This window comes from Shewanella ulleungensis (assembly GCF_014648315.1).
GTDB lineage: Bacteria > Pseudomonadota > Gammaproteobacteria > Enterobacterales > Shewanellaceae > Shewanella > Shewanella ulleungensis.
The window spans coordinates 413,705-437,299 of sequence record NZ_BMQW01000003.1; the positions used below are offsets into that span (position 1 = coordinate 413,705).

At 40.3% G+C, this 23,595-nt stretch carries 22 protein-coding genes; 9 read left to right on the forward strand and 13 right to left on the reverse strand.

Going from position 1 to position 23,595, the window contains the following annotated elements; genetic code table 11:
• The first annotated feature begins 45 nt into the window (after positions 1 to 45).
• Together fadD and rnd are read left to right on the forward strand one after the other, a co-directional pair.
• Positions 46 to 1,719 carry a long-chain-fatty-acid--CoA ligase FadD gene (fadD, locus tag IEY40_RS08590; protein WP_188955181.1) on the forward strand — a complete coding sequence of 558 codons (1,674 nt, stop codon included), beginning with the start codon at positions 46 to 48 and terminating at the stop codon, positions 1,717 to 1,719.
• Positions 1,720 to 1,793: 74 nt separating this feature from the next.
• Positions 1,794 to 2,906: a ribonuclease D gene (gene rnd / locus IEY40_RS08595; protein ID WP_188955183.1), complete on the forward strand. Its 1,113-nt coding sequence runs from the start codon at positions 1,794 to 1,796 to the stop codon at positions 2,904 to 2,906.
• 176 nt (positions 2,907 to 3,082) lie between these two features.
• Here rnd and minE read toward each other — a convergent pair whose 3' ends face one another.
• From minE to minC, 3 genes are read right to left on the reverse strand one after another with little or no spacing between them, the layout of a single operon-like run.
• Positions 3,083 to 3,343 (reverse strand): cell division topological specificity factor MinE, encoded by a 261-nt coding sequence (gene minE / locus IEY40_RS08600; RefSeq protein ID WP_160052275.1) that lies wholly within the window; start codon positions 3,341 to 3,343, stop codon positions 3,083 to 3,085.
• 2 nt (positions 3,344 to 3,345) lie between these two features.
• Positions 3,346 to 4,155, reverse strand: a complete 810-nt coding sequence (minD, locus tag IEY40_RS08605; protein ID WP_188955185.1) for a septum site-determining protein MinD — start codon at positions 4,153 to 4,155, stop codon at positions 3,346 to 3,348.
• A gap of 27 nt (positions 4,156 to 4,182) precedes the next feature.
• Entirely contained in the window at positions 4,183 to 4,848 is a 666-nt protein-coding gene (minC, locus tag IEY40_RS08610; protein WP_188955187.1) for a septum site-determining protein MinC, read from the reverse strand.
• Between the two features lie 119 nt (positions 4,849 to 4,967).
• Here minC and IEY40_RS08615 point away from each other — a divergent pair, with 119 nt between their 5' ends.
• The 3 genes from IEY40_RS08615 to IEY40_RS08625 all read left to right on the forward strand — a co-directional run bounded on the left by IEY40_RS08615 (position 4,968) and on the right by IEY40_RS08625 (position 6,749).
• Positions 4,968 to 5,246, forward strand: coding sequence for a YcgL domain-containing protein (locus IEY40_RS08615; protein WP_188955357.1), 279 nt, complete (start codon positions 4,968 to 4,970; stop codon positions 5,244 to 5,246).
• 32 nt (positions 5,247 to 5,278) lie between these two features.
• Positions 5,279 to 6,241: a lytic murein transglycosylase gene (locus tag IEY40_RS08620; RefSeq protein ID WP_188955189.1), complete on the forward strand. Its 963-nt coding sequence runs from the start codon at positions 5,279 to 5,281 to the stop codon at positions 6,239 to 6,241.
• A 61-nt stretch (positions 6,242 to 6,302) separates the two neighbouring features.
• Positions 6,303 to 6,749: a YcgN family cysteine cluster protein gene (locus tag IEY40_RS08625; RefSeq protein WP_188955191.1), complete on the forward strand. Its 447-nt coding sequence runs from the start codon at positions 6,303 to 6,305 to the stop codon at positions 6,747 to 6,749.
• Between the two features lie 86 nt (positions 6,750 to 6,835).
• Here IEY40_RS08625 and dsbB read toward each other — a convergent pair whose 3' ends face one another.
• A complete protein-coding gene (gene dsbB, locus IEY40_RS08630; protein WP_188955193.1) occupies positions 6,836 to 7,345 on the reverse strand; it encodes a disulfide bond formation protein DsbB in 510 nt (169 codons plus the stop codon).
• A gap of 112 nt (positions 7,346 to 7,457) precedes the next feature.
• A complete protein-coding gene (nhaB, locus tag IEY40_RS08635) occupies positions 7,458 to 9,050 on the reverse strand; it encodes a sodium/proton antiporter NhaB (RefSeq protein ID WP_188955195.1) in 1,593 nt (530 codons plus the stop codon).
• A gap of 585 nt (positions 9,051 to 9,635) precedes the next feature.
• Between nhaB and fadR the strand changes: the two genes are divergently transcribed.
• Complete coding sequence (gene fadR, locus IEY40_RS08640; RefSeq protein WP_188955198.1) at positions 9,636 to 10,355, forward strand: fatty acid metabolism transcriptional regulator FadR; 720 nt, start codon at positions 9,636 to 9,638, stop codon at positions 10,353 to 10,355.
• 80 nt (positions 10,356 to 10,435) lie between these two features.
• Here the strand turns inward: fadR and IEY40_RS08645 are convergent, their stop codons facing one another.
• From IEY40_RS08645 to sodB, 4 genes are all read right to left on the reverse strand, one after another.
• Positions 10,436 to 11,980: a SpoVR family protein gene (locus tag IEY40_RS08645; protein WP_188955200.1), complete on the reverse strand. Its 1,545-nt coding sequence runs from the start codon at positions 11,978 to 11,980 to the stop codon at positions 10,436 to 10,438.
• A 9-nt stretch (positions 11,981 to 11,989) separates the two neighbouring features.
• On the reverse strand, positions 11,990 to 13,255 hold the full coding sequence (locus tag IEY40_RS08650; RefSeq protein WP_188955202.1) for a YeaH/YhbH family protein: 1,266 nt from the start codon (positions 13,253 to 13,255) through the stop codon (positions 11,990 to 11,992).
• Between the two features lie 56 nt (positions 13,256 to 13,311).
• Positions 13,312 to 15,246 (reverse strand): PrkA family serine protein kinase, encoded by a 1,935-nt coding sequence (locus IEY40_RS08655; protein ID WP_188955204.1) that lies wholly within the window; start codon positions 15,244 to 15,246, stop codon positions 13,312 to 13,314.
• Between the two features lie 297 nt (positions 15,247 to 15,543).
• Positions 15,544 to 16,128: a superoxide dismutase [Fe] gene (sodB, locus tag IEY40_RS08660; protein WP_011637213.1), complete on the reverse strand. Its 585-nt coding sequence runs from the start codon at positions 16,126 to 16,128 to the stop codon at positions 15,544 to 15,546.
• 453 nt (positions 16,129 to 16,581) lie between these two features.
• On the opposite strand from sodB, the gene grxD reads away from it, so the two are divergent.
• Positions 16,582 to 16,923, forward strand: coding sequence for a Grx4 family monothiol glutaredoxin (grxD, locus tag IEY40_RS08665; RefSeq protein WP_011637214.1), 342 nt, complete (start codon positions 16,582 to 16,584; stop codon positions 16,921 to 16,923).
• A 101-nt stretch (positions 16,924 to 17,024) separates the two neighbouring features.
• On the opposite strand, the gene IEY40_RS08670 is transcribed toward grxD, so the two are convergent.
• A complete protein-coding gene (locus IEY40_RS08670; RefSeq protein ID WP_188955206.1) occupies positions 17,025 to 18,260 on the reverse strand; it encodes a uracil-xanthine permease family protein in 1,236 nt (411 codons plus the stop codon).
• 239 nt (positions 18,261 to 18,499) lie between these two features.
• Here IEY40_RS08670 and IEY40_RS08675 point away from each other — a divergent pair, with 239 nt between their 5' ends.
• Positions 18,500 to 19,597, forward strand: a complete 1,098-nt coding sequence (locus tag IEY40_RS08675) for a DUF2066 domain-containing protein (protein ID WP_188955208.1) — start codon at positions 18,500 to 18,502, stop codon at positions 19,595 to 19,597.
• 84 nt (positions 19,598 to 19,681) lie between these two features.
• Positions 19,682 to 20,392, forward strand: coding sequence for a DnaA inactivator Hda (gene hda / locus IEY40_RS08680; protein ID WP_160052290.1), 711 nt, complete (start codon positions 19,682 to 19,684; stop codon positions 20,390 to 20,392).
• Between the two features lie 265 nt (positions 20,393 to 20,657).
• Here the strand turns inward: hda and IEY40_RS08685 are convergent, their stop codons facing one another.
• From IEY40_RS08685 to arsC, 3 genes are all read right to left on the reverse strand, one after another.
• Complete coding sequence (locus IEY40_RS08685) at positions 20,658 to 22,604, reverse strand: PKD domain-containing protein (protein WP_188955210.1); 1,947 nt, start codon at positions 22,602 to 22,604, stop codon at positions 20,658 to 20,660.
• A 152-nt stretch (positions 22,605 to 22,756) separates the two neighbouring features.
• Positions 22,757 to 23,134, reverse strand: a complete 378-nt coding sequence (locus tag IEY40_RS08690; RefSeq protein WP_188955212.1) for a DUF2069 domain-containing protein — start codon at positions 23,132 to 23,134, stop codon at positions 22,757 to 22,759.
• An 11-nt stretch (positions 23,135 to 23,145) separates the two neighbouring features.
• On the reverse strand, positions 23,146 to 23,502 hold the full coding sequence (arsC, locus tag IEY40_RS08695) for an arsenate reductase (glutaredoxin) (protein ID WP_188955214.1): 357 nt from the start codon (positions 23,500 to 23,502) through the stop codon (positions 23,146 to 23,148).
• Positions 23,503 to 23,595: the final 93 nt, after the last annotated feature.

Genomic DNA, 23,595 nt, shown 5'->3' on the forward strand with positions numbered 1-23,595 from the left:
CGGGGAATGCACGTCTTAGCACAGTGGAATGATTAGGAGACACCTGTGGACCAGCCTTGGATTAATCACCTGCCTGAACATGTTCCGGCCGAAATAGACCCATCTCAATATAGTTCGTTAGTACACATGTTTGAAGATTCAGTGGCTAAATATGCCGATCAAGCTGCATTTATCAACATGGGCGCGACGATGACTTATCGTAAGCTTGAAGAACGCAGCCGCGCATTTGCAGCCTATTTACAAAATGATTTGCATTTAAATAAAGGTGACCGTGTTGCCATTATGATGCCAAATTTATTGCAATATCCAATAGCATTGTTTGGCATTTTACGCGCAGGCATGGTGGTGGTTAACGTTAATCCACTATATACCCCGCGAGAGTTAAAACATCAACTTATTGACTCTGGTGCCAAAGCCATTGTAGTAGTGTCAAACTTTGCCAATACCCTTGAAGAAGTGGTTGATCAAACACCAGTAGAATCTGTCATTATTACTAGTCTTGGTGATCAGCTTAGTGCGCCTAAACGCACACTTGTTAACTTTGTGGTGAAATATATTAAAAGAATGGTACCCAAATACCATTTACCCCATGCATTGTCATTTAGAGATGCGCTAACAAAAGGTCGTCGTCTGCAATACATTAAAGCAGATATAAATGGCGATGATTTAGCTTTTTTACAATACACAGGTGGAACCACCGGAGTCTCTAAAGGGGCAATGTTAAGCCATAAAAACGTAGTGAGTAACGTATTACAAGCTAACGGAGCTTATTCGCCAGCACTTGAAGACGGTGTTGAGTTTGTGGTCACAGCATTGCCGCTTTATCATATTTTTGCTTTAACGGTTAACTGCTTATTATTTTTACATAAAGGCAGTAAGAATTTATTAATTACCAATCCACGTGATATTCCGGCGTTTGTGGGCGAGTTAAAAAAATACCCATTTACAGCACTAACTGGGGTTAACACCTTGTTTAATGCGTTAGTTAATAATGAAGAATTTAATAATCTAGACTTTTCTGGGCTCAAGTTTTCTATTGGCGGCGGCATGGCTGTACAGCGTGCAGTTGCAGATAAATGGCAGAAAATTACTAAAACTCGCTTGTTAGAAGGTTACGGATTAACGGAAGCATCGCCATTGGTGACATGTTGCCCTTATAATTTAGAAGGTTATAACGGTTCTATTGGTTTTCCTGCGCCATCAACATTAATCCAAATTCGCGATGATGACTCAAAGGTGTTGGCACAAGGCGAGACCGGTGAATTATATGCAAAAGGCCCACAGATAATGCAAGGGTACTGGCAACGTCCTGAAGAGACATCTAAAGTTATTGATAAAAACGGCTGGCTTGCCACAGGTGATATCGGTTACATGGACGAAAAAGGCTTTTTCTTCATTGTTGACCGTAAAAAAGACATGATTTTAGTCTCTGGTTTTAACGTGTTTCCAAATGAAGTGGAAGAAGTTGTTGCTATGCATCCTAAGGTTATTGAAGTTGCCGCAGTCGGTGTACCTCATGAAGCCAGTGGTGAATTAGTTAAAATTTTTGTTGTCGCCAAAGACAAGTCGCTTACTGAAGAAGAGCTAATTAAACATTGCCGACATCATTTAACGGGATATAAAGTGCCTAAGCTGGTAGAATTTAGGGACGAATTACCAAAAACGAATGTGGGTAAAATTTTACGCCGACAACTTCGAGACGAAGTGAAGAAAGCATAAAATACTAGCCGGCAATTGAGCCGGCTTTTTTATTGGTGCCTTTCCCCCATTTGTATTTTTTAGCGGAGCTTATTTTGTTAACGTTTGAATATATCAGTGATGATGCAAGCCTTTTGTCATTAGTTGAGCAATACCAACACAGTACTTTATTGGTACTTGATACTGAGTTTGTCCGCACCCGCACTTATTATGCAAAATTAGGCTTGATCCAAGCCTATGATGGTAATACGTTGGCCTTGATTGATCCTGTCGCGATTACTGATCTCAGTCCATTTTGGCAGCTTCTGACTAATCCTAATATCGTTAAATTGGTTCATTCGTGCAGTGAAGATCTAGAAGTATTTGCGCATTATGGCGAATGCCAGCCGAGTCCGTTATTTGATAGTCAAATCGCTGCAAGCCTAGCCGGCTTCGGTCATGGGTTGGGCTATGCAAAACTAGTTGAAGCATGTTTGCAAGTTGAAGTGGATAAGGGCGAATCTAGAACTGATTGGATGAAACGCCCTTTAACTGATGCCCAGCTACAATATGCAGCAAATGACGTGTATTATTTGTATAAGCTGTATCCGCAATTACAACAGAAACTTGTTGAAAATCAACGCGAGGCCTGGTTGTTTGAAGAAGGTCAGCGTATGACAGAGGGTAGGATGACCTTGCCTGATGGTGACAGTATTTACCTTAAAGTCAAAAACGCATTCCAGCTTAATGGCCAACAACTCGCCTATTTAAAAGTTTTGGCGAAATGGCGTTTAAACAAAGCGGTTAACCGTAATTTAGCATTAGGTTTTGTGGTTAAAGACCATGCGCTAATTGCCCTTGCTAAAAAGCAACCAACAACCATAGCTGAATTAAACCGTTTAACCGATTTAACTGAGCAAGAAAAACGGGTCCATGGCAAAGATTTATTAGCAGTAATGGCCACGGCCGATTTAACTAACCTGCCTGAGGAAGTTGATATTGTAGCTTTAAAATCAGGTTACAAGTCGGCATTCAAAGACCTTAAAACCCGTTTAACTGAGTTGTGCGAGCGTGAACAAGTCTCGCTAGAATTTGTCGGTTCAAAACGTCATATACATGAATATTTATTATGGCTTTACCACAATAAGCAAACACCAACACCGTTATTATTGTGTGGTTGGAGAGGGCAGTTAATCGGAGATTTGTTGGCAGATATACGTTTTAGCTAACTAACCTTAACTCGGGACAATCAAAGGTTTTCAAATAGCCATTCGCCTTGTTCACAAAACAAATGACAAGTTTGAAATAGTTTTAAGTGTTTTGATTATCATAAATGTCATTGTTTTCGATAGTCAATAAAAAGGATACTGGCATTATGCCAGTATCCTTTTTTCAGCTTAGCGAATTACTTTGAATCTGGTAAGGTGACGTTAAGCTCTAATACTGATAAATTATCATCGTTTTGATCAAGTTGCACAGACACTTGGTCATCTGATATCTGAACATATTTGCGGATCACTTCGATGATTTCTTGCTTCATCTTTGGGAAGTAATCGGGCGCACCGCGTTCTCCACGCTGATGTGCCACAATAATTTGCAATCTTTCCTTTGCCAACGATGCGGTATTAGGTTTTTTATTGCTTCTGAAATAATCAAGTATCGACATAGTTAGCTACCAAAAATCCTTTTAAGGAATCCCTTTTTTTCTTCTGTGATAAATCGAACCGGTACATCGTCACCTAATAAGCGTGCGACAGTATCGCTGTAGGCTAGGCCTGCATCACTTTCTTGATCAATAATCACTGGTACACCAGAGTTTGACGCTTTAAGTACCGACTGAGACTCAGGGATTACCCCAAGTAGCTCGATGGCTAAAATTTCTTTTACATCTTCTACACTGAGCATCTCGCCTGTTTTGACTCTAGCAGGCGAATAGCGGGTCAGTAATAAATATTCTTTAATAGGCTCAAGTGACAGTTCTGCACGGCGCGAACGGCTTTGTAACATGCCTAATATACGGTCTGAGTCTCGCACTGAGCTGACTTCAGGGTTAGTCGTCACAATAGCGATGTCGGCAAAATATAATGCCATCATTGCGCCTTGTTCGATACCTGCCGGTGAGTCACATACAATATAATCAAAGTCTTTGGCTAGGTTGTCTAACACTTGCCCTACGCCTTCTTTGGTTAATGCATCTTTGTCACGTGTTTGCGATGCAGGTAATACAAAGAGTTTGTCACAACGCTTATCTTTGATTAATGCTTGATTTAGGTTTGCTTCGCCATTAATAACGTTAACAAAGTCATACACTACACGACGCTCACAACCCATAATTAAATCAAGGTTACGTAATCCGATATCAAAATCGATGACAACGGTTTTTTTACCTTTTAAAGCCAATCCTGTGGCAATTGCTGCACTGGATGTTGTTTTTCCCACACCACCTTTACCTGATGTGACAACAATAATTTGCGCCATTTTGATTTATATCCTTTTATTTGCCAATTATTGAGGCAATGATTCAACTGTGAGAGATTCGCCTTCAAGGCGCACACAACCTCTTTGATCGAGAGCGTATTGTTGTAAATGTTCTGTTAACCAATACTGCCCAGCAATCGACACTAATTCTGCTTCAAGCGAGTTAGCAATAATCACACTTTGATTATCACCCGCAGCACCTGCCATGGCTTTACCACGAAGTGCACCATATATATGAATGCTACCATCAGCAATGACTTCAGCGCCATTACCAACAGCACCAAAAATGACTAAATCAGCATTTTGTGCGTATATTTGTTGTCCAGACCGCACATTTTGCTTAACAATTTTAGTGGCTCTTTTAGGTAACTCCGCTTTTGCGGCTTGTTTTCCCGATTTTACCACGGCAATAGCCATGTTTTTAGCCTGTTCTATTTGCTCTTCATTAGCATCAGTTATGCCAACGATAATTAAATTTCGGTCAGTTAATAATTGTTTGAGTGCGTAAAAATCAATTTGGGTATGCTTAATCGCGGCAAGATTTAACACCAAAGGCGCACCCAAAAAAAATTGAGGGGCTTGTGCTAGTTTATTATCTAATTCAGCCGCAATAATGTCGAGGTTACTATTATTTATGTGCAGTACTGACAATGTAAAAGACGTGGCTTTTAATTCGAGATTTTGTTTAGCCATCCCGGCATCATTCTCCAAAACATCAGTTAGAAACTGATTTACAATTATTTTCTTTAGTCACCATGTTATAGTGTGCTTAGTTGACTATCAAGTTTGAACCTTTGGAAATTTACACTAAAATGATTTGTGCAGTATATAAAAGCAGTAGAAAAGCCGATACTTACCTTTTTGTCAAAAAACGTGATGTTTTTGATGATGTTCCAGCTCCATTAATGGAAATGTTTGGCGCACCAACGTTAGTGATGGTTGTGCCTTTATCTAAGCGTGATCATCTTGGAATTGCTGATATTGACAAAGTGAAAGTGGCATTAGAAGAACAAGGCTTTTATTTACAAATTCCGCCACCGAATATTAATTTACTCGACCAACACAAACAAGAGATAGGTTTTAAGCAATAAACTGAATCTTTTGAGGAGTAAAAAGGACTCATATGATTCTAAAAATCATTTTAAGCACAATATTTTACTTCTTATTTTCTCCGGTAGTGGTGGCTAGTAATAGTCATCACCTATTTGAGGATTATTTACTTTCTCTGCAACAGCAATCCATTAATTCTGGTGTCGCTCCTGTGACGGCTGAACGACATATCTCACAGATTAAAATCTTTAAAAAAGCGAATCTAAATTCTAATTCGCAACACACGCTTGAGACCTTCATTCCACACGCTATTCCAGAAATTACCGTTAGTACGGCAAGAGCGATGTTGCAACAACATGAAGTGCTACTAAATAAGCTCAGTCAGCGTTATCAAATTCAACCTCGTTTTCTTATTGCCTTGTGGGGTGTTAATTCACGCTTTGGTGAGCAATCTGGCCGATTCCCAACATTATCTGTTTTAGCCTCTCTTGCATTTAAAGGTGAAAACGAATCTTTTTATGTAGATGAATTTATTGCTGCTTTGAAACTCATTGAACAGAAAAATATTCCAATCGCTGCGCTGCGCAGTTCATCAAGTGGCGCAATGGGGCAAATGCAAATGATGCCTTCACAACTATTGCAATATTCTGTAGACGGCGACCAAGATGGTAAAATTGATATTTGGGACTCGACTGAAGATGCGTTTGCCAGCACTGCAAATATGTTACATCAACAAGGTTGGCAGTTTGACGCTACCTGGGGCAGGCAAGTCAAGGCGACCATGATGTTAGACCCTAATTTATTAGGTTTGAGCAGTACCCATACTTTTCCGCAATGGCAAGCATATGGTGTTAGGCGTTTTAATGGTGATAACTTGCCGTCTCGTAGTGATATGAATGTGTCGTTAATCGCACCTGATGGTAGCAAAGGGCGATTTTATTTAGTTTACAATAATTTTCGATTATTACACCAATTTACGCCTTCATTTCATGACACCCTGGCATTAACCTACCTGTCGGAAAAAATTAAGCAGTAACTTGAACTCTTTTCGGTGTAAAATACTCGCAAATTTTGATGAATAACTTTTTAGATAGACCATGATGACACAGTTTTGGACAACAACACCGTTAGATAAAATGACCCCTGTTGAGTGGGAGTCGCTCTGTGATGGCTGCGGTAAATGCTGTTTAAATAAAATTATCGATGATGAAACCGATGAGTTGTATTATACCAATGCTGCTTGTCATTTACTCGATGGCGACAGTTGCAGTTGTCGTCGATACATTGAACGTTTTAAATACGTGCCAGAATGTACCGCGATAACGCCAGCTAACATTAGTGAATTAACTTGGCTACCGGACAGTTGTGCCTATCGTCGTTTATATTTGGGTAAAGCGCTGCCTAGCTGGCATCCATTATTAACTGGTGACAAAGAGGCTATGCATGCTGCAGGTATTTCTGTTCAACGTAAGACGGTTAACGAAATGAAAGTAAAATATTTAGAAGATTGTATTGTTTTGTGGCCATTACTTGATGTGGAATAAATAATAAAATAGCAGGCAACTGTCCATGTCAAGATTAACAAAAAAGACCTCAATTGAGGTCTTTTTTGTTAAATCATAGCGCTAGCTTACTTTGCCGGTTTCAAGCTCGGCACAAGCATCGCTAACCAAATAACAGCATAGATAGCAAAACACACCATCATCCATTGTGCCATGCTCACCGATAACCATGTCCAGGGGAGATCGCTACACATTCCGGTCGGTGAGAACACCGATGGAAGCCAAACATCCAATGGCATAAAGCTTGGAAATTCAGGATAAAAAGAGCATGTTGCAAAAGGTGATGGGTTCACCTGCATGTTGTTAAGCTCGTAAGCCAAACTAAATCCCCATATAGAAGACACCATCCAAGCGACTAATCCTACAAAGCGCAAAATCCACCATTTTGGCTGAAGCATGCCAATCAATCCTGCCAATATCAGGCCGAGTACGGCTACGCGCACATATATGCACATAACGCAGGGTGATAGATCCATCGCATACTGAAAAAAGAGCGCGGCCAGTTCTAATACGATCCCAGAGAGCGCGAGTAATCCCCACGATAAACGACCACGACAAAAGAGTTGTAACGTTGACAAGTACTGCTCCTAGTGCAATTTTGAGATAAAAAAACACCCTCAATTGAGGGTGTTCAAAAGGGTTGTGTCGACTTTAAGATAAATTATCTATTAAGTCCAACATCCTAGCTCACTAATGGCCGCTAACCATACCGCCCAAATCTTTTGCTGAGTGGTGAATAATTAACTGCGTATCGTACAGTAGTTGCGTCATATCTGTTAAGAAGCCTGTTTCAATAGCCAGTACACCCACAATCGATAATACGATGGTGTAAGGTAATGCCATCCAAACCATGCGACCATAAGACAGACGAATAAGCGGTGCAATTGCTGATGTCAACAAGAATAAAAATGCTGCTTGGCCATTGGGTGTTGCCACTGAAGGAAGGTTAGTCCCTGTGTTTATTGCAACAGCTAACAGGTCGAACTGATCACGAGTAATTTGGCCATTCAATAACGCCGCTTTAACTTCGTTAATGTATACCGTACCCACAAAAACGTTATCACTCACCATAGACAATAAACCGTTAGCGATATAGAAAATCACTAATTGCATATTACCTTCATAACTTAATGCCCATTGAATCACTGGCGCGAACAAGCCTTGGTCAATGATCACACCAACAACGGCGAAGAACACTGCTAAAAGTGCGGTAAACGGTAACGCTTCTTCAAATGCTTTACCCAATGCATGTTCATCAGTCACACCATTAAAGGCAGTTGCTAAAATAATGACAGATAAACCGATTAGGCCTACAGACGCTAAATGCAGTGCTAAGCCGACAATTAACCAAATACCAATTAATGCCTGAATAACCAATTTCATTTTATCTTGATTGGTTCGGTGCGAATCTTCGTGTGCGGCGTAGTCAGTTAAAATGCGATGAACTGCATCAGGTAACTGTGCGCCATAACCAAACCATTTTAATTTTTCTACAAGGAAACAAGTAAAAATACCCGCAAACAATACCGGCATAGTTACAGGTGACATACGTAAAAAGAACTCACCAAACTGCCAATGAGCTTGCGCTGCAATGATTAAGTTTTGTGGTTCACCCACCATGGTACATACACCACCTAAAGCAGTACCAATACCAGAATGCATTAATAGGTTACGTAAAAATGCCCTAAATGCTTCTAATTCATCATCGTTTAGTTGCCCTGACGATTCAGATGTATGGTCATGGCCATCATTGTCGCTAAAGCTCTTGCCTGAAGCGACTTTATGGTAAATAGAGTAAAAACCAACAGCCACTGCAATAATGACTGCAATAACGGTTAACGCGTCTAAAAAGGCCGATAAAAAGGCGGATGCAGTACAGAACATCAATGACACGATAATTTTTGAACGAACTTTAGTGATCATTTTGGTAAATACAAACAGCAATAGCTGTTTCATAAAGTAAATACCAGCAACCATAAAGACTAATAGTAAAAGCACTTCTAGGTTAGCTTCAATTTCATGCAGAACCTGGGTGGGTGATGTCATGCCTATCATCACCGCTTCAATTGCAAGCAAGCCTCCTGGCTGTAACGGATAACATTTTAATGCCATCGCGAGTGTAAAAATAAATTCAACTACCAGAACCCATCCTGCGACAAATGGACTGACATAAAAGAACAGCAGGGGATTAATAATTAAAAATGCCAAAATGGCGTATTTGTACCACTTAGGCGAATTACCTAAAAAGTTAACAAATAGCGCTTGACCCTTGGTTGCCTGCATAGCAGCCTCTCCGATATTGTTATTGTGACAGTATTGGTACCATTTCTTGATAGCAAACAACACATTCTTATTTTCAACAGGTTGGGAGAATAGAGGCAAGTTCAGATTTAAAACTTGATGAAAATCAATATTTCATTAATTTTCATTAAAACTCTACCTACTATAATATTACAAATTGCCTGTAAATTAGTTGAAAATAGTAACGTATTGGTATTACAAACAAGGTGTTAACGCACATTTTTATGTGGCAAACTCGATATGGCTCATTATTTCGTCGATAGTGTAGCTTAAACGAATCTCATTGCAATGCCGTAGTGCGCGCAAAAAAACTACACAGCACTAACAAACTAGCTACATGAGTATATACTAAACTTGTTTGATTTTATCGACATAAATCGCGATATGTTGATGATAATAGTCGAGTAATGTGAAGTGAATTCAATTAATCCGATTTGAATTAATTCGGTGTGTTTAAAAAAGCATCATTACATGCGTTGTGAATAAACAATGGTTTTTATTTTCCACCGCTCTGGTATGATCAGTGCAATAGTTTCGCCATTGTTTAGCAATAGGATATGAAGGCTAATGATCATCAATGCCAAAGGCCCAGCAAGTTTCGCCGAAAAGTACATTGTTCGTTCCATTTGGGAAAACAAGTTTCCACCCGGATCAATTTTACCTGCTGAACGTGAGCTTTCTGAACTCATTGGGGTGACTCGCACAACATTACGTGAAGTTCTTCAACGGTTAGCTCGTGATGGTTGGTTGAAAATTCAACATGGTAAGCCAACCCAAGTGAATAACTTTTGGGAAACATCAGGACTTAATATTCTTGAGACCATTGCGGATTTAAATCCAGATGGATTTCCGTTGTTGGTTGACCAACTTATGTCCGCACGTGGCAATGTCAGTAACATTTATTTTCGAGCATCGATTAGACATAATCCAGATAAAGCCATTGCCGCTTTAGCAGGTATTCATTCGTTAGAAAACGATGCTGAAGCTTATGCCGAGTTTGATTATCAACTGCACCACACTTTGGCTTTTGCGTCTGGAAATCCACTGTATGTATTAATTTTGAATGGTTTTAAAGGTTTATATAATCGTGTGGGTCGTTTTTACTTTTCGAGTCAAGAAGCTCGAGAATTAACCATGCGTTTTTATATCAAGCTTGAACAATTGGCAAAAGATAAAAATTATGCCGAAGTTCCAACATTAATGCGTAATAATGGCATTGAGAGCGGTAAATTATGGCAAAAACTGCGTGATGATATGCCCGCTGAAATCGGTCATGACAAAAGCTAAATTAGCTTGATTGTTTAATCATGCAAGCCAATCGTTTAACGATTGGCTTTTTTATGTCCATAAACTAAAGGTTGATATGCCTAAGCGATAACGTTAAATGAGGAATGATGTGGTTGTTGCTCCATTTCAGGACATGTTGATATTACTTTTATCATGCCCAGTTCATCAACTTGCTCGAGTGTCACATTAAATCCCCATAATCGATGCAGATGTTTTAATACTTCCTGATGATTGTCTGCCAACGGGATATTATCAAAAGGAATATACCGAAGCGTGATTGAACGGTCGCCATTGACCAGTACTTGCTGTACCTGAATATTAGGTTCGATGTTAGACAAGTTATACTGTTGCGACAGTGTATTACGGATGTCTTGATAACCTTGTTCATCGTGAATGGCCGATACGGCTAAATGACTGCGTTTTTCATCATCTAAAATACCAAATAATTTAAAGTCTCTTATTACCTTAGGAGACAAGTATTGGCTGATAAAGCTCTCATCTTTAAAGTTTTGCATAGCAAAATGTACAGTGGTTAGCCAGTCGCTGCCAGCTATATCGGGAAACCATTTACGGTCTTCATCTGTTGGGGTTTCACAAATTCGCCTAATATCAATAAACATTGCAAACCCTAATGCGTAAGGATTAATGCCATTATAGTAAGGGCTATTATAAGAAGGCTGCGCGACGACTGCAGTGTGACTTTGTAAAAACTCCAACATAAAACGGTCGCTCAGTTTACCGGTATCATAAAGGCGATTCAGGATTGTGTAATGCCAAAATGTTGCCCAGCCTTCATTCATTACCTGAGTTTGTTTTTGAGGGTAAAAATATTGCGCCATTTTACGCACTATACGCACCAGTTCACGTTGCCAAGGTGCCAATAAAGGGGCGTTTTTTTCGATAAAATACAGAATATTCTCTTGCGGCTCTTCAGGGAAAACTTTACGGCTATCTTCGGGTATTTTTTGCGGTGATATGGGTATGGTGCGCCATAAATCGTTAACTTGAGTTTGCAGGTAATCCTCGCGCTCTTGTTGGCGTGCTTGTTCTTCTTTAAATGACACTTCAGCAGGTCGCTTGTAACGATCTACGCCATAATTCATTAAGGCATGACAAGAGTCGAGCGTCAGCTCAACCTGCTCAATCCCGTATTTCACTTCACATTCTCGAATGTAGTTTTTGGCAAACACTAGGTAATCTATAATTGAGCTGGCGTCTGTCCAGGTTTTAAATAAATAGTTATTCTTAAAAAAACTGTTATGGCCATAACACGCATGCGCCATCACAAGTGCCTGCATCGTGATGGTGTTTTCTTCCATTAAATAGGCAATGCAAGGGTCTGAGTTAATCACAATCTCGTAGGCAAGGCCCATTTGCCCGCGTTTATAACCTTGCTCTGTTTCAATAAAACGTTTACCAAACGACCAATGGGTATACCCTATTGGCATCCCAATACCTGCATAAGCGTCCATCATTTGCTCGGCGGTTATAATTTCAATTTGGTTGGGGTATGCATCCAATTTGAAAAAATCCGCAGCTTCAGCAATGGCTTGCTGGTATTGGTCTAGTAAATCGAATGTCCACTCGGGTCCATCATCTAACGGCTTGCGAGTTGCTTTAACCATGATTGCCCCCTATACAGCCTGTTTTTTAAAGAGTTCGCGAAATACCGGGTAAATGTCTTCAGCTTCACGAATGTGTTGCACAGCAATATTATCAAATTGTTGCTGCAGGTCCTGGTACTGATTCCATAAGGTTTGATGGGCTCGGTGGGTGATTTCGATATAACTGAAATAACGCACCTTGGGTAAAATATGATTGGCCAATAAGTCATGGCAGTGGGGCGAATCATCGGCCCAATTATCACCGTCTGATGCTTGAGCTGCGTAAATATTCCATTCGTTTTCGGGGTAACGTGCTTGTTGTATTTCATTCATTAACTTCAATGCACTCGATACTATGGTACCGCCTGTCTCTTGTGAGTAAAAAAACTCATGCTCGTCAACTTCTTTGGCTTGGGTATGGTGACGGATATAGACCACTTCAAGATTTTTATAACTGCGGGTTAAAAACAAATATAGTAATATGTAAAACCGTTTGGCGATGTCTTTAGTCGCTTGATCCATAGAGCCAGAAACATCCATTAAACAGAACATCACCGCTTGGCTAGAGGGTTTCTCTTGTTTTGAGTAATTGTTGAAACGTAAGTCAAAAGTGTCGATAAACGGAACCTTGGCGATCTGTTTTTTGAGTAATTCAATTTGTTCTTTTAGCGCGATAATTTTCTCAGCTTTTGAGCCTGGTGTATTTTGTAATTGTTCAAGCTCGACTTCTAACAATTTGAGAGTGCGCTTTTTATTGCCCGACATTGCAATACGCCGCGCAAGTGATGAACGTAGTGAGCGAACAATATTGATATTTGCGGGAACACCGTCATTAGTAAAACCAGCACGATAAGTTTGGTATTCAACCAATTTATTCAGGCGATTGTTTTGCAAGTTGGGTAATGCTAAGTCTTCAAATAACAATTCAAGATATTCATCTTTTGATATATTAAATACGAAATCGTCATTACCTTCGCCGCTGTCGGAGGCATCGCCTTGACCCGCACCACCTTGACCACCATTAGGGCGTTTTATCTGGTCGCCGCGATTAAACTGATCATTACCAGGATGAACACGATTACGTTTGCCGCCTTGACCTTGTCTAAATAACGGTTCACTGATATCGCGGGTTGGAATACTGATCTCTTCCCCTTTATCAATATCAGTAACACTACGCCGTGTTACAGCATCGCTCACCGCTTTTTTGATTTGTTTTTTATAGCGTTCAATAAAACGCTGACGATTAACCGTGCTTTTCCCTTTGGCATTGAGTCGTCTATCGATAAAGTTTGCCATACGCCCCCCAAGTCAATGATCTGGCTGAGTTTGTCTCAGCCAGGGCTGGGTATTGATTACGATGATTTTCGTACGCGTAAATACCATTCAGACAATAAACGGACTTGTTTTTTTGTGTAGCCTTTTTCCATCATCCGATTAACAAAGTCATCGTGTTTGCGTTGATCATCGTTAGAGGTTTTGGCATTAAAAGAGATAACAGGTAACAAGTCTTCGGTATTAGAAAACATTTTCTTTTCAATTACCGTTCGAAGTTTCTCATAGCTGGTCCACAATGGATTGTTACCTTCATTGTTGGCTCTAGCACGTAAAACAAAATTAACGATTTCATTACGGAAGTCTTTAGGGTTGCTAATGCCTGCAGGTTTTTCTATTTTTTCTAGTTCAGCATTCAATGCACCACGGTCAAACAATTGTCCTGTTTCAGGGTCGCGATATTCTTGATCTTGGATCCAGAAGTCTGCGTAGGTGACATAACGGTCAAAGATGTTTTGACCGTACTCTGAATAAGACTCGAGGTAGGCAGTTTGTATTTCTTTGCCTATAAACTCCACGTATTTCGGGATGAGGTATCCTTTAAGAAACTCAAGGTACTTTTCGCCTGTTTCATTTGGGAATTGTTCTTGCTCAATTTGTTTTTCAAGCACATAGAATAAATGCACTGGATTTGCGGCAATTTCAGTGCTGTCAAAGTTGAATACCCGTGACAAAATCTTAAAGGCAAAACGAGTCGATAACCCTTGCATACCTTCGTCAACTCCGGCGTAGTCTCGATACTCTTGGTAAGATTTTGCTTTTGGATCAGTGTCTTTTAAACTTTCGCCATTGTAGACACGCATTTTAGAATATATCGATGAATTATCTGGGGTTTTGAGGCGTGACAATACACTAAATTGCGCTAAGGTTTCTAAAGTGCCAGGGGCGCAAGGCGCTGCCGATAATTCAGAATTGACTAACAGTTTTTGATAGATTGCCATTTCTTCTGAAACACGCAAACAATATGGCACTTTAACAATATAAACTCTGTCTAAAAAAGCCTCGTTGTTTTTGTTATTTCTAAAGGTTGACCATTCCGACTCGTTTGAATGAGCCAAAATAATCCCATTGTAGGGCAGTGCAGATAACCCCTCTGTACCATTATAATTACCTTCTTGAGTCGCGGTTAATAATGGATGTAACACTTTAATCGGTGCTTTAAACATCTCCACAAATTCCATCAAGCCCTGGTTGGCGCGGCACAGCGCACCTGAGTATGCATAAGCGTCGGCATCGTCTTGTGAAAAATGTTCAAGTTGACGAATATCAACCTTTCCCACTAATGCTGAAATATCTTGATTGTTCTCATCCCCAGGTTCTGTTTTAGCAATACCTATTTGATCTAACACTGATGGATAAACTTTAACAACTCTAAATTTTGATATGTCTCCACCGTAATGATGCAATCGTTTAACTGCCCAAGGCGACATGATAGTTTTAAGATAGCGAGCCGGGATATTGTACTCGCTCATAAGTAAACTGCTGTCTTCTTCAGGATCAAATAAACAAAAAGGGTGATCGTTGACGGGGCTGCGCATTCCATCGGCACTGAGAATATAGATAGGGACTTGTTGCATTAATGCTTTTAACTTTTCAGCGAGAGATGATTTACCACCACCTACAGGTCCAAGTAAATAAAGGATCTGTTTTGATTCTTCTAATCCTTGAGCAGAATGTTTTAAATAAGCCACGATTTGTTCGATGGCGTCTTCCATACCATAAAAATCTTTAAAAGCAGGGTAGCTTGCAATTAAGCGGTTGGAGAAAATCCGACTCAAGATAGGGTTTTTAGCCGTGTCGACCATCTTCGCTTCACCAATGGCCATTAATAATCGTTCTGCCGCAGACACATATGCGCTTTTGTCTTGCTTACAAATATCAAGGAATTGCTCTAAGGTGTATTCCTCATCGAGCTTTTTCTCATAACGTTGTTGATAATGCTCAAATATGCCCATGGTAACCCCCTCAAAACATACAGTTGTCTCACTTTTAAAAGCCAAAGTGATGGGAGAGGAACTAGTGGAATATACTGCTAGACCTATCCTGATATATTAGGCTTTACGACTAAAGTGTAGGACAGGGGAAACGACTTAGCTAAATTTTATTTAAAAATAAATTAAATAAAAACAAAGACAAACAGTAGCATTTGCAATAGTTGCAAAAATAGGAATAGTCAGAAAGTATTAATTCCGATGAATTGCAGACATAAAAAAGGAGCCTTAAAGGCTCCTTGTTTTTACTGTAAATTAAGATTAAGCAGCAAAGTTTTTGTTAACAAATTCCCAGTTAACAAGTTGCCAGAAGTGAGCTAAATACTCTGGACGTGCGTTACGGTAATCAACGTAGTATGCATGTTCCCACACGTCTACAGTTAATAGAATAGTAACTGATTCATCCGTTAACGGAGTTGCAGCATTGCTGGTGTTAACGATAGCTAAAGAACCGTCAGCTTTTTTCACAAGCCAAGTCCAAGCGCTACCGAAGTTGTTTACTGCAGAATCAGTAAACTTAGCTTTGAATTCTTCGAAAGAACCGAAAGATGCATTGATAGCAGCAGCGATATCGCCAGTTGCTTCGCCGCCAGCGTTAGGCGCTAAACAGTTCCAGTAAAAAGTGTGGTTCCAAACTTGAGCTGCGTTGTTGAACATGCCACCTGTTGAAGTTTTAACAACTTCTTCTAGCGTCTTGCCAGCAAATTCAGTTCCTTCAACTAAACCATTTAGTTTTACCACATATGTATTGTGGTGCTTACCGTAATGGAACTCGATAGTTTCTTGTGAAATGTGCGGTTCAAGTGCGTTCTTTGCATAAGGTAATGCTGGTAGTTCGAAAGCCATTAGTATCTCTCCATGGATTCAGGTTATCGTTTTTGTTTACCAATCAGGTAACATTGCTCTATTACTATTGTACTGATTATTTTTGTGATGTGAATCATTGTTTGGCGAATTAACGTCAGCGTGAGGTTTTAAATGCTTAGCAAACGAGCCAATGTACTTAAACTTAAGCTTTTGTTACATTTTTACTGCTTGTAGGTTTGTTTTTAATCGTATCAATACAAAATTGTTATCCTGGCAATATACGTATTTGTAATGGCGTGTGACATAGTTTGCTGGTTGATTATTTAATAGGAAATTACTTAAGCATTAATCCTACCCAAGATATTTTTATCTATAATCTTTGCTTCTATTTTATGGATTTTAAATAAACCTTACAATCTATGGGATTTTGTTATTGTCTCAGGTGTCGTACAATAGCAATTATGTGTTCAGTCGTCGTACTTAGGAAATCAAATGGAAACTGTAGAAAAGATTAAACAGCAAATTAGCGAAAACCCAATTATCGTGTACATGAAAGGTTCGCCTAAATTACCAAGCTGTGGATTTTCATCTCAGGTTGCTCAAGTGATGATCAACTGTGGTGAACAATTTGCATTCGTAGACATTTTACAGCACCCAGATATTCGTGCTGAATTACCAAAATTTGCTAACTGGCCAACATTCCCACAATTATGGGTGGAAGGCGAGCTGATTGGTGGTTGTGACATCATCACAGAAATGTTCCAAAAAGGTGAGCTTCAGCCAATTATTAAAGCCACTGCTGATAAATTCCGCACAGAAGATGCAGCAGAGTAATCGTTAATCTGTGATGTGTTTTTTGTCATAAAAAAAGCCCCTATAGCAATTGCTATAGGGGTTTTTTATTACCTGCTATTTAACAGAGTAAGTAATATCTCTTAATGTGTTTCATCTGAATGAGGTTTCTTTACCGTAGGCAAAATTAAATTCATTAATATCGCCACAATACCGCAAAGGCTTATGCCTGTTAGGCTAAATGAGCCTATGCCAAAGGCCATGCCGCCAATACCAAATACCAATGTCACACCAACAATACTCAGATTGCGTGGTTCAGATAAATCGACCTGATGGCGTATTAGAGTATTTAAACCAACCGCAGCAATAGAACCAAACAATAAACACATTATGCCGCCCATTACCGGTACTGGTATGGTTTGCATTAAGGCTCCAAGTTTGCCAACAAAAGCGAGGGTAATCGCGGTGATTGCTGTCCAGGTCATAATACGTGGGTCAAAGCTTTTGGTTAATGTTACAGCACCTGTCACTTCACTGTATGTGGTGTTTGGTGGTCCACCTAAAGCCGATGCCGCAATAGTCGCAATACCATCACCCGTTAGTGTGCGGTGCAGACCAGGCTTTTTAAGATAATCTTTACCGGTCACATTTGAAATCGCTAAAATATCTCCAATGTGTTCAACTGCGGGTGCTATGGCCACTGGGATCATAAACAAAATAGCGTGCCAGTTGAATTCAGGGGCGACAAAGTTGGGCATGGCTAACCATGCAGCTTGTGTTACAGGGGTAAAGTCGACAATACCGAAGGCTAAACTGGCACCGTAGCCGACTAAGATACCGGCAAGGATCGGCATTAATCGCACTAATCCTTTGGCAAAAACAGCAACCAAAACAGTAGTCATTAATGCGGCAAGAGAAATAAACAACGCGGTATTTTGCTCAATAATGATTATGCTGCCATCACCACTTTTTCCGAGTGCCATATTGACCGCAACAGGGGCTAAACCTAAACCAATAATCATTATCACTGGGCCGACCACCACAGGTGGTAATAGTCTGTGAATAAAGCCTGTACCGCGTAATTTGACAGATAAGCCCAGTAACATGTACACCACACCTGCCGCCATTAATCCGCCCATAGTGGCTGGGATCCCCCAAGTTTGTACGCCGTATAAAATTGGCGCAATAAAGGCAAATGAAGATGCAAGAAATATGGGGACTTGACGCTTAGTGACGAGCTGAAACAAAAGGGTACCGAAACCGGCAGTAAATAGGGCGACACTAGTATCTAGGCCAGTTAATAATGGCATAAGCACCAGTGCACCAAAGGCGACAAATAACATTTGTGCACCTTGAAGCGGGATTAACACGCGTTTCATATATTTCTCCATTATTAACAAGAAGTGAGCGTGTGATTAAACGGCGCGAATTGTCACATAAAAGCCTTTGTTTTCATAACCTGTATTAGGCCTATGTGGCGATTATAGTTATTTGATATCGCTACAATACTTGGTCAAATTGACCTTAGTGTTACCGTACCGCCAAAAAGAGTTTTCGTTATCCATTTTTTATTATGATATAATTTTGCCACTTATATTTGCTGCGTTTATGTTATCAGATGCTGAAAAAACTAATTAATCTCATTGTGTTACCTTTAATTGCGTTAACCTCAATTGCGCTCGTGCAAGCTGCTGAAGTCAGTAAGCTTGAAGAGGCTGATATTGCGGTGAGTTCACGTGCAAACGATGTTAAAAATAATGCGTTGAAAGAAGCGTTAGCGGCAGTGTTTTTAAAAAACTCAGGCAGCCCAAGTGTGGTACTAAACCCACTGATTAAAGCGCAGATAAATGAACCTGAAGTTATTTTGACTCAGTACGGTTATTTTGAACAAAACGGCGAGTTGATGCTTAAAGCCAGTTTTGACCATCAAAGAGTGATTGCCAAACTACGTCAGGCCGGTTTGCCAGTATGGGGAAGTCAACGTCCATTAACGCTATTATGGTTAACTGTAGATGAAAACACAGAGCCCACTATTTTAGCTGATGCTTCGATTTCAGAACTTCGTGATGACTTGACCCAAGCATCTGCCAATAAAGGCATTCCGGTGATGTTACCGATAATGGATCTTGATGATGTTATGGGGGTCACCGTCAATGATGTACGTGGCGGTTTTACCGATGTTGTGTTTGTTGCTTCTGCCCGCTATCAATCAGATTACTTTGCGATTGCCAATATTGAAAATCAAGGCAGTCGCGTGATGTTTACAATTAATTTATTCAATAAAACTCGAACTAACGGTGTATTACAACCTTTAGTGGCTCAGCAAGGTGAGGCGGCTGATAATCAGCAAGCGGTCAAACGCATGATGAATATTTTAGCCGATTATCACATTAGCCAGTATGCGATAGCATCAACGGGCAGTAATGCGGCTACAGAAGTGAGTTTTTCTGGTTTAAATAATATGACTCAAATGGTCAATATTGAAGCCTATTTACGCCAATTAAGTGCTATTAAATCAATAAGCTTACATTCATTTAAAGGCAGCACAGCAACCTACAACGTTGAATTATATAGTAGTGTTGATGACTTACAGCGTTTACTGGATATCGACAGTCGCCTGTCAAAGCTAGATACAATGGGAAGTGTAGAGTCATTTTACCAACAGAAAACTGACGTTGCGCAACCCACGCTAATGTATCAATGGCTGGGCCAATAAGTCGGCAAAGGTGGCGCTCTGTGATTATAGAGCGCTTACATGTATAATAACGTTTGTTCGTTTATGATTTTGAGACCTATCTGAGTGACACAAAACTCACCAAGACAATTATCTTTACCCGTTTACTTACCCGACGATGAAACCTTTCAAAGTTATTATCCTGCCTCGGGTAACGATGAGCTGATCCAAAAGCTTCAAGCTAGCGCTGAAGGGTCTCTTGCGTCTTCTTTGTACATATATGGTCCTGAAAAATCTGGTCGCACACATTTAATGCATGCTGCTTGTGCCCACGCGAATGATTTAGAGCGACGCACGTTATATATTCCATTAGGGATCCACGCCAGTATTTCTCCAGCACTTTTTGAAGGGCTCGAATCACTAGAGCTCATTTGTATTGATGATGTTGAAGCCATTGCCGGTCACCCTGTATGGGAAGAAGCTATTTTTCATCTGTATAATCGTATTGCTGAGCAGCAAGATTGTCGTTTGATTGTTAGTGGTAATGCATCGCCATCAGAGGTCGGATTCTCTCTGCCAGACCTCGTCTCACGTATGCAATGGGGCTTAATTTATCAGCTTCAACCCATGGCTGATGATGAAAAGCTTGCCGCATTACAACGGCGCGCCGCAATGCGCGGTTTGCAGTTATCTGATGAAGTAGGGCGTTTTTTGCTCACCCGTATGGCACGTGATTTACGTACCTTATTTGATGTGCTCGATAAGCTTGATAAAGCCTCGATGGTACATCAGCGTAAACTGACGATTCCGTTCATTAAAGAAATGCTTAGGCTATAAATATCGCTTATCCATGCCGTGAGCATGCAGTCATACATTATAAATGACAATAAAAAACGCCAAATGAATTCATTTGGCGTTTTTGTTTATCTAAGGGAGTGATACCAATCAGCACAAGAATGTGATCATTCTTGCCGGTTAACATCGCTTATAACGTTGTTAGAAATTTTGACGTTAGAACAACTAGCTTGCTGCAATTTCTGTTTTATTCTAAGCGATTTTTCCTACGTAATCTCTGCTCACTTATTTATCCTGATTGGTATGACTAATGTGCATGTTGGTCGCCACTAAACTGCAATGGTCGATTATCAATGACAGTGCCATCAGATTGATTAGAGACTTTTTGTAGCGATTTAGACTGATCCGCAGTTAAGACTAAATTTTGTGCCCAGGTTTGGCCTTTCACTAACGCAACGGGCTCCGGTAGACCGTCCATCACGAGTTGGGTGTTAATATTGGGCAGCATTTGTCCGAGAACGTAGCTGGCGCGATCGCGCAATTCAACCTGTCCAACTCGGCCGCGCACTCCCCATTCAACGGTAATGGTTGAGCTGGTTTGTACTTCGGGTTTATCCGTAACAGCGATATCACGCAAAATACCGTAACGATGGCTCATCATTATTTCTTCAAACAACATGGCAACATCTTCAGGTTTTGACGAGTAAGCATAATCATCATTTGCTAAATCATTAGCAAAAAATTCAGCGACATCACTGGGACTAAACGCTTTTTGAGTACTGTTTGCAGATTCCCCTGCGTATTGAACCTTAGCAAGGCCATACATTTCATCACTGAGTAATGGATAACGCAGTTGAAGTTGGCTTGATGGCATGTCATTTGAAGCAAAGCGACGATCCCACTCTTCTTTTAGGCTCGGCCCTTGCAGCGTGGCATGAATACTTTGCGGATAAAAGTCATTGGCATGGGCCAGTTCGTGGTACAAGAGTCTTGCTAGATTATAAGACATATTATCCATGGTACGGTTCATGCGGTTGCCTTTATCGATATATTCACCAGCATACGCATTATCTTTAACATAACGGTATGGAGATAAGTAATTCAAGTCTTCACCAAAATTACTGCGATAGTCTGGGGTTTCATCAATGGTGTCTCGTTGAGCCGATGTTAGCCATAAGTATTCAGGATCGAGATAGATGGCTCCGATATAACCCGAATAATAAGCTGGCCTGATATCGTAACTAATAATGACTGCAGTTACTGATTGTAATAGCTCAACAAAGTCAGTGTTTGTTTGTGCACGAAGGTAAGTTTCAAAATTTGCTCCCATCCAGTCGTGGGACACTACGACTCTGTCCATTATGGTGTCAATCGGGTCTGGCTGGCTGTCTTGGCTAATAAATGGTAGCTCGTTGAGGATATTACACGGGGCAATTTGCTGGTTAGAGTAAGTACAGCTAACAAGGTTATCGGCATAAGCTGAATCTGCTTTGTAGGGGTGTACCCGTGCGAGAGGGTAAGTTATGTAAGCCTTCGATGGGATAGCTTGCTCTTTTGTGACAAGTAAATGCACATCATCACTGACTGTTTGGCCGTCAAAGGTTGCTGTGGCTTTTAGGCTAATAAGTTTGTCGCTGTTTACGTCTGGTGCGTTAAACAGTGGTCGATTAAGGTCAGTTAAATCGACGCTATTAAAACCTACGTTGTCGATGTTTGGGTACATGCACCAGCTGATCTCTGTGGGTACTTGGCCATTTATATTTTGAATTCTTAAACTAGCATCTATATTTGCCACCATTTGATGGTCATTGTTAATCCGTAAAATATTATCAGTAGAGTCAGCAGTTATTGACACCACCTCTTCATAATTGCTCGAACCGCCTGTTACCGTCACTTTAAAACTGTAGTTATCGTTACTATTGGGTGTAAAGGCTAATACTGGGCTATTCACTGAGGCTAACTCAAGGCTAGGGCCTGAGACTTGTTGCCATAGAAACGTACGACCGGCACTGTCTTGATCGGCTATTGACGCGGTAATACTGCCAGGTTTATTGGCGGCATAATCCTGTTCAATAATAAAAACCAGTTCAGAATCGGTGGATATTAAGCTTGTGCTTGAATCTTCACTGCAGATCTCAAAAGCTGAAGAGAATGGTACGCCTGAGTTATCATCAGAAGAGTCTCCTCCACATGCACTGACTAATATGGCACTGGCTATAAGACTGTAAAAGCCTACATTACGCGATGCTTTCATTAAACGACTCCATGTTTATTTTTTAGAATTATAAAATACACTTATATAACATCTTGTTAACGTATTAACCTAGCACGCATTGTTTATTAAATGCAATAAACAAAAAAGCGCCCAAAGGCGCTTTTTGCAAAATAAATATAACAGGCATAATTCTACTGTTGTTCAGATTTTTTCTTTAATCCTAAGCCTAATTCGCGGCCACGTTTGCGGGCATAAAAAGGGAAGGTCACTAATAAGACACAAATCAATATTGATTCAATGAGGGCAAAGACAAACGCGTCATTGGTGACATAAGCTAGAGTTAATCCATGCAGTAAATACACGCACAAAATAAAGCTAGCCCAAGCATAGGTGTATGGATTACCGGTAATGATGCCTTTAAGGGGAAATAATAAAGGCACAATCCAAATTAAACTAAAACCAAGCGAATAGGTGCCATTTAAGCCCTGTTGAATAAACCAGCCGCTAAGCAGCAAGAGTAATGCAAGGTAACCAATACGGCTGAGTTGGAACAAGGTTTGTGTGGTCATTATGTTGCTCGTTACAGAATAGATAAAACATTTTCAGGTGGACGACCAATGGCGGCTTGGTTATTAGCCAATACGATAGGACGTTCAATTAATTTTGGTGTAGCAACCATTGCGCTAATCAATTGTGCTTCAGTGAGTGCAGGGTTGGCTAAATTTTGGGCTTTATATTCATCTTCTTTGGTGCGCATCATTTGACGTGCTGTTAATCCTAAAAGGGTTAATATATTACTGATTTCTGTCTCATTCGGAGGCTGTTTTAGGTACTCGACTACGGTAATGTCAACACCTTGTGCTTCAAGTAACGCTAACGTCTCACGGCTTTTTGAGCAGCGAGGGTTATGTAAAATAGTGGTTTTAGCTTTTGTCATGTTTATTATCCGTCATAAAAAATGGCAAACCTTCAGTTTGCCATTATTCTATCAAAAAAAGACCGCTAAAGTTACACCGTTATATTATAACAA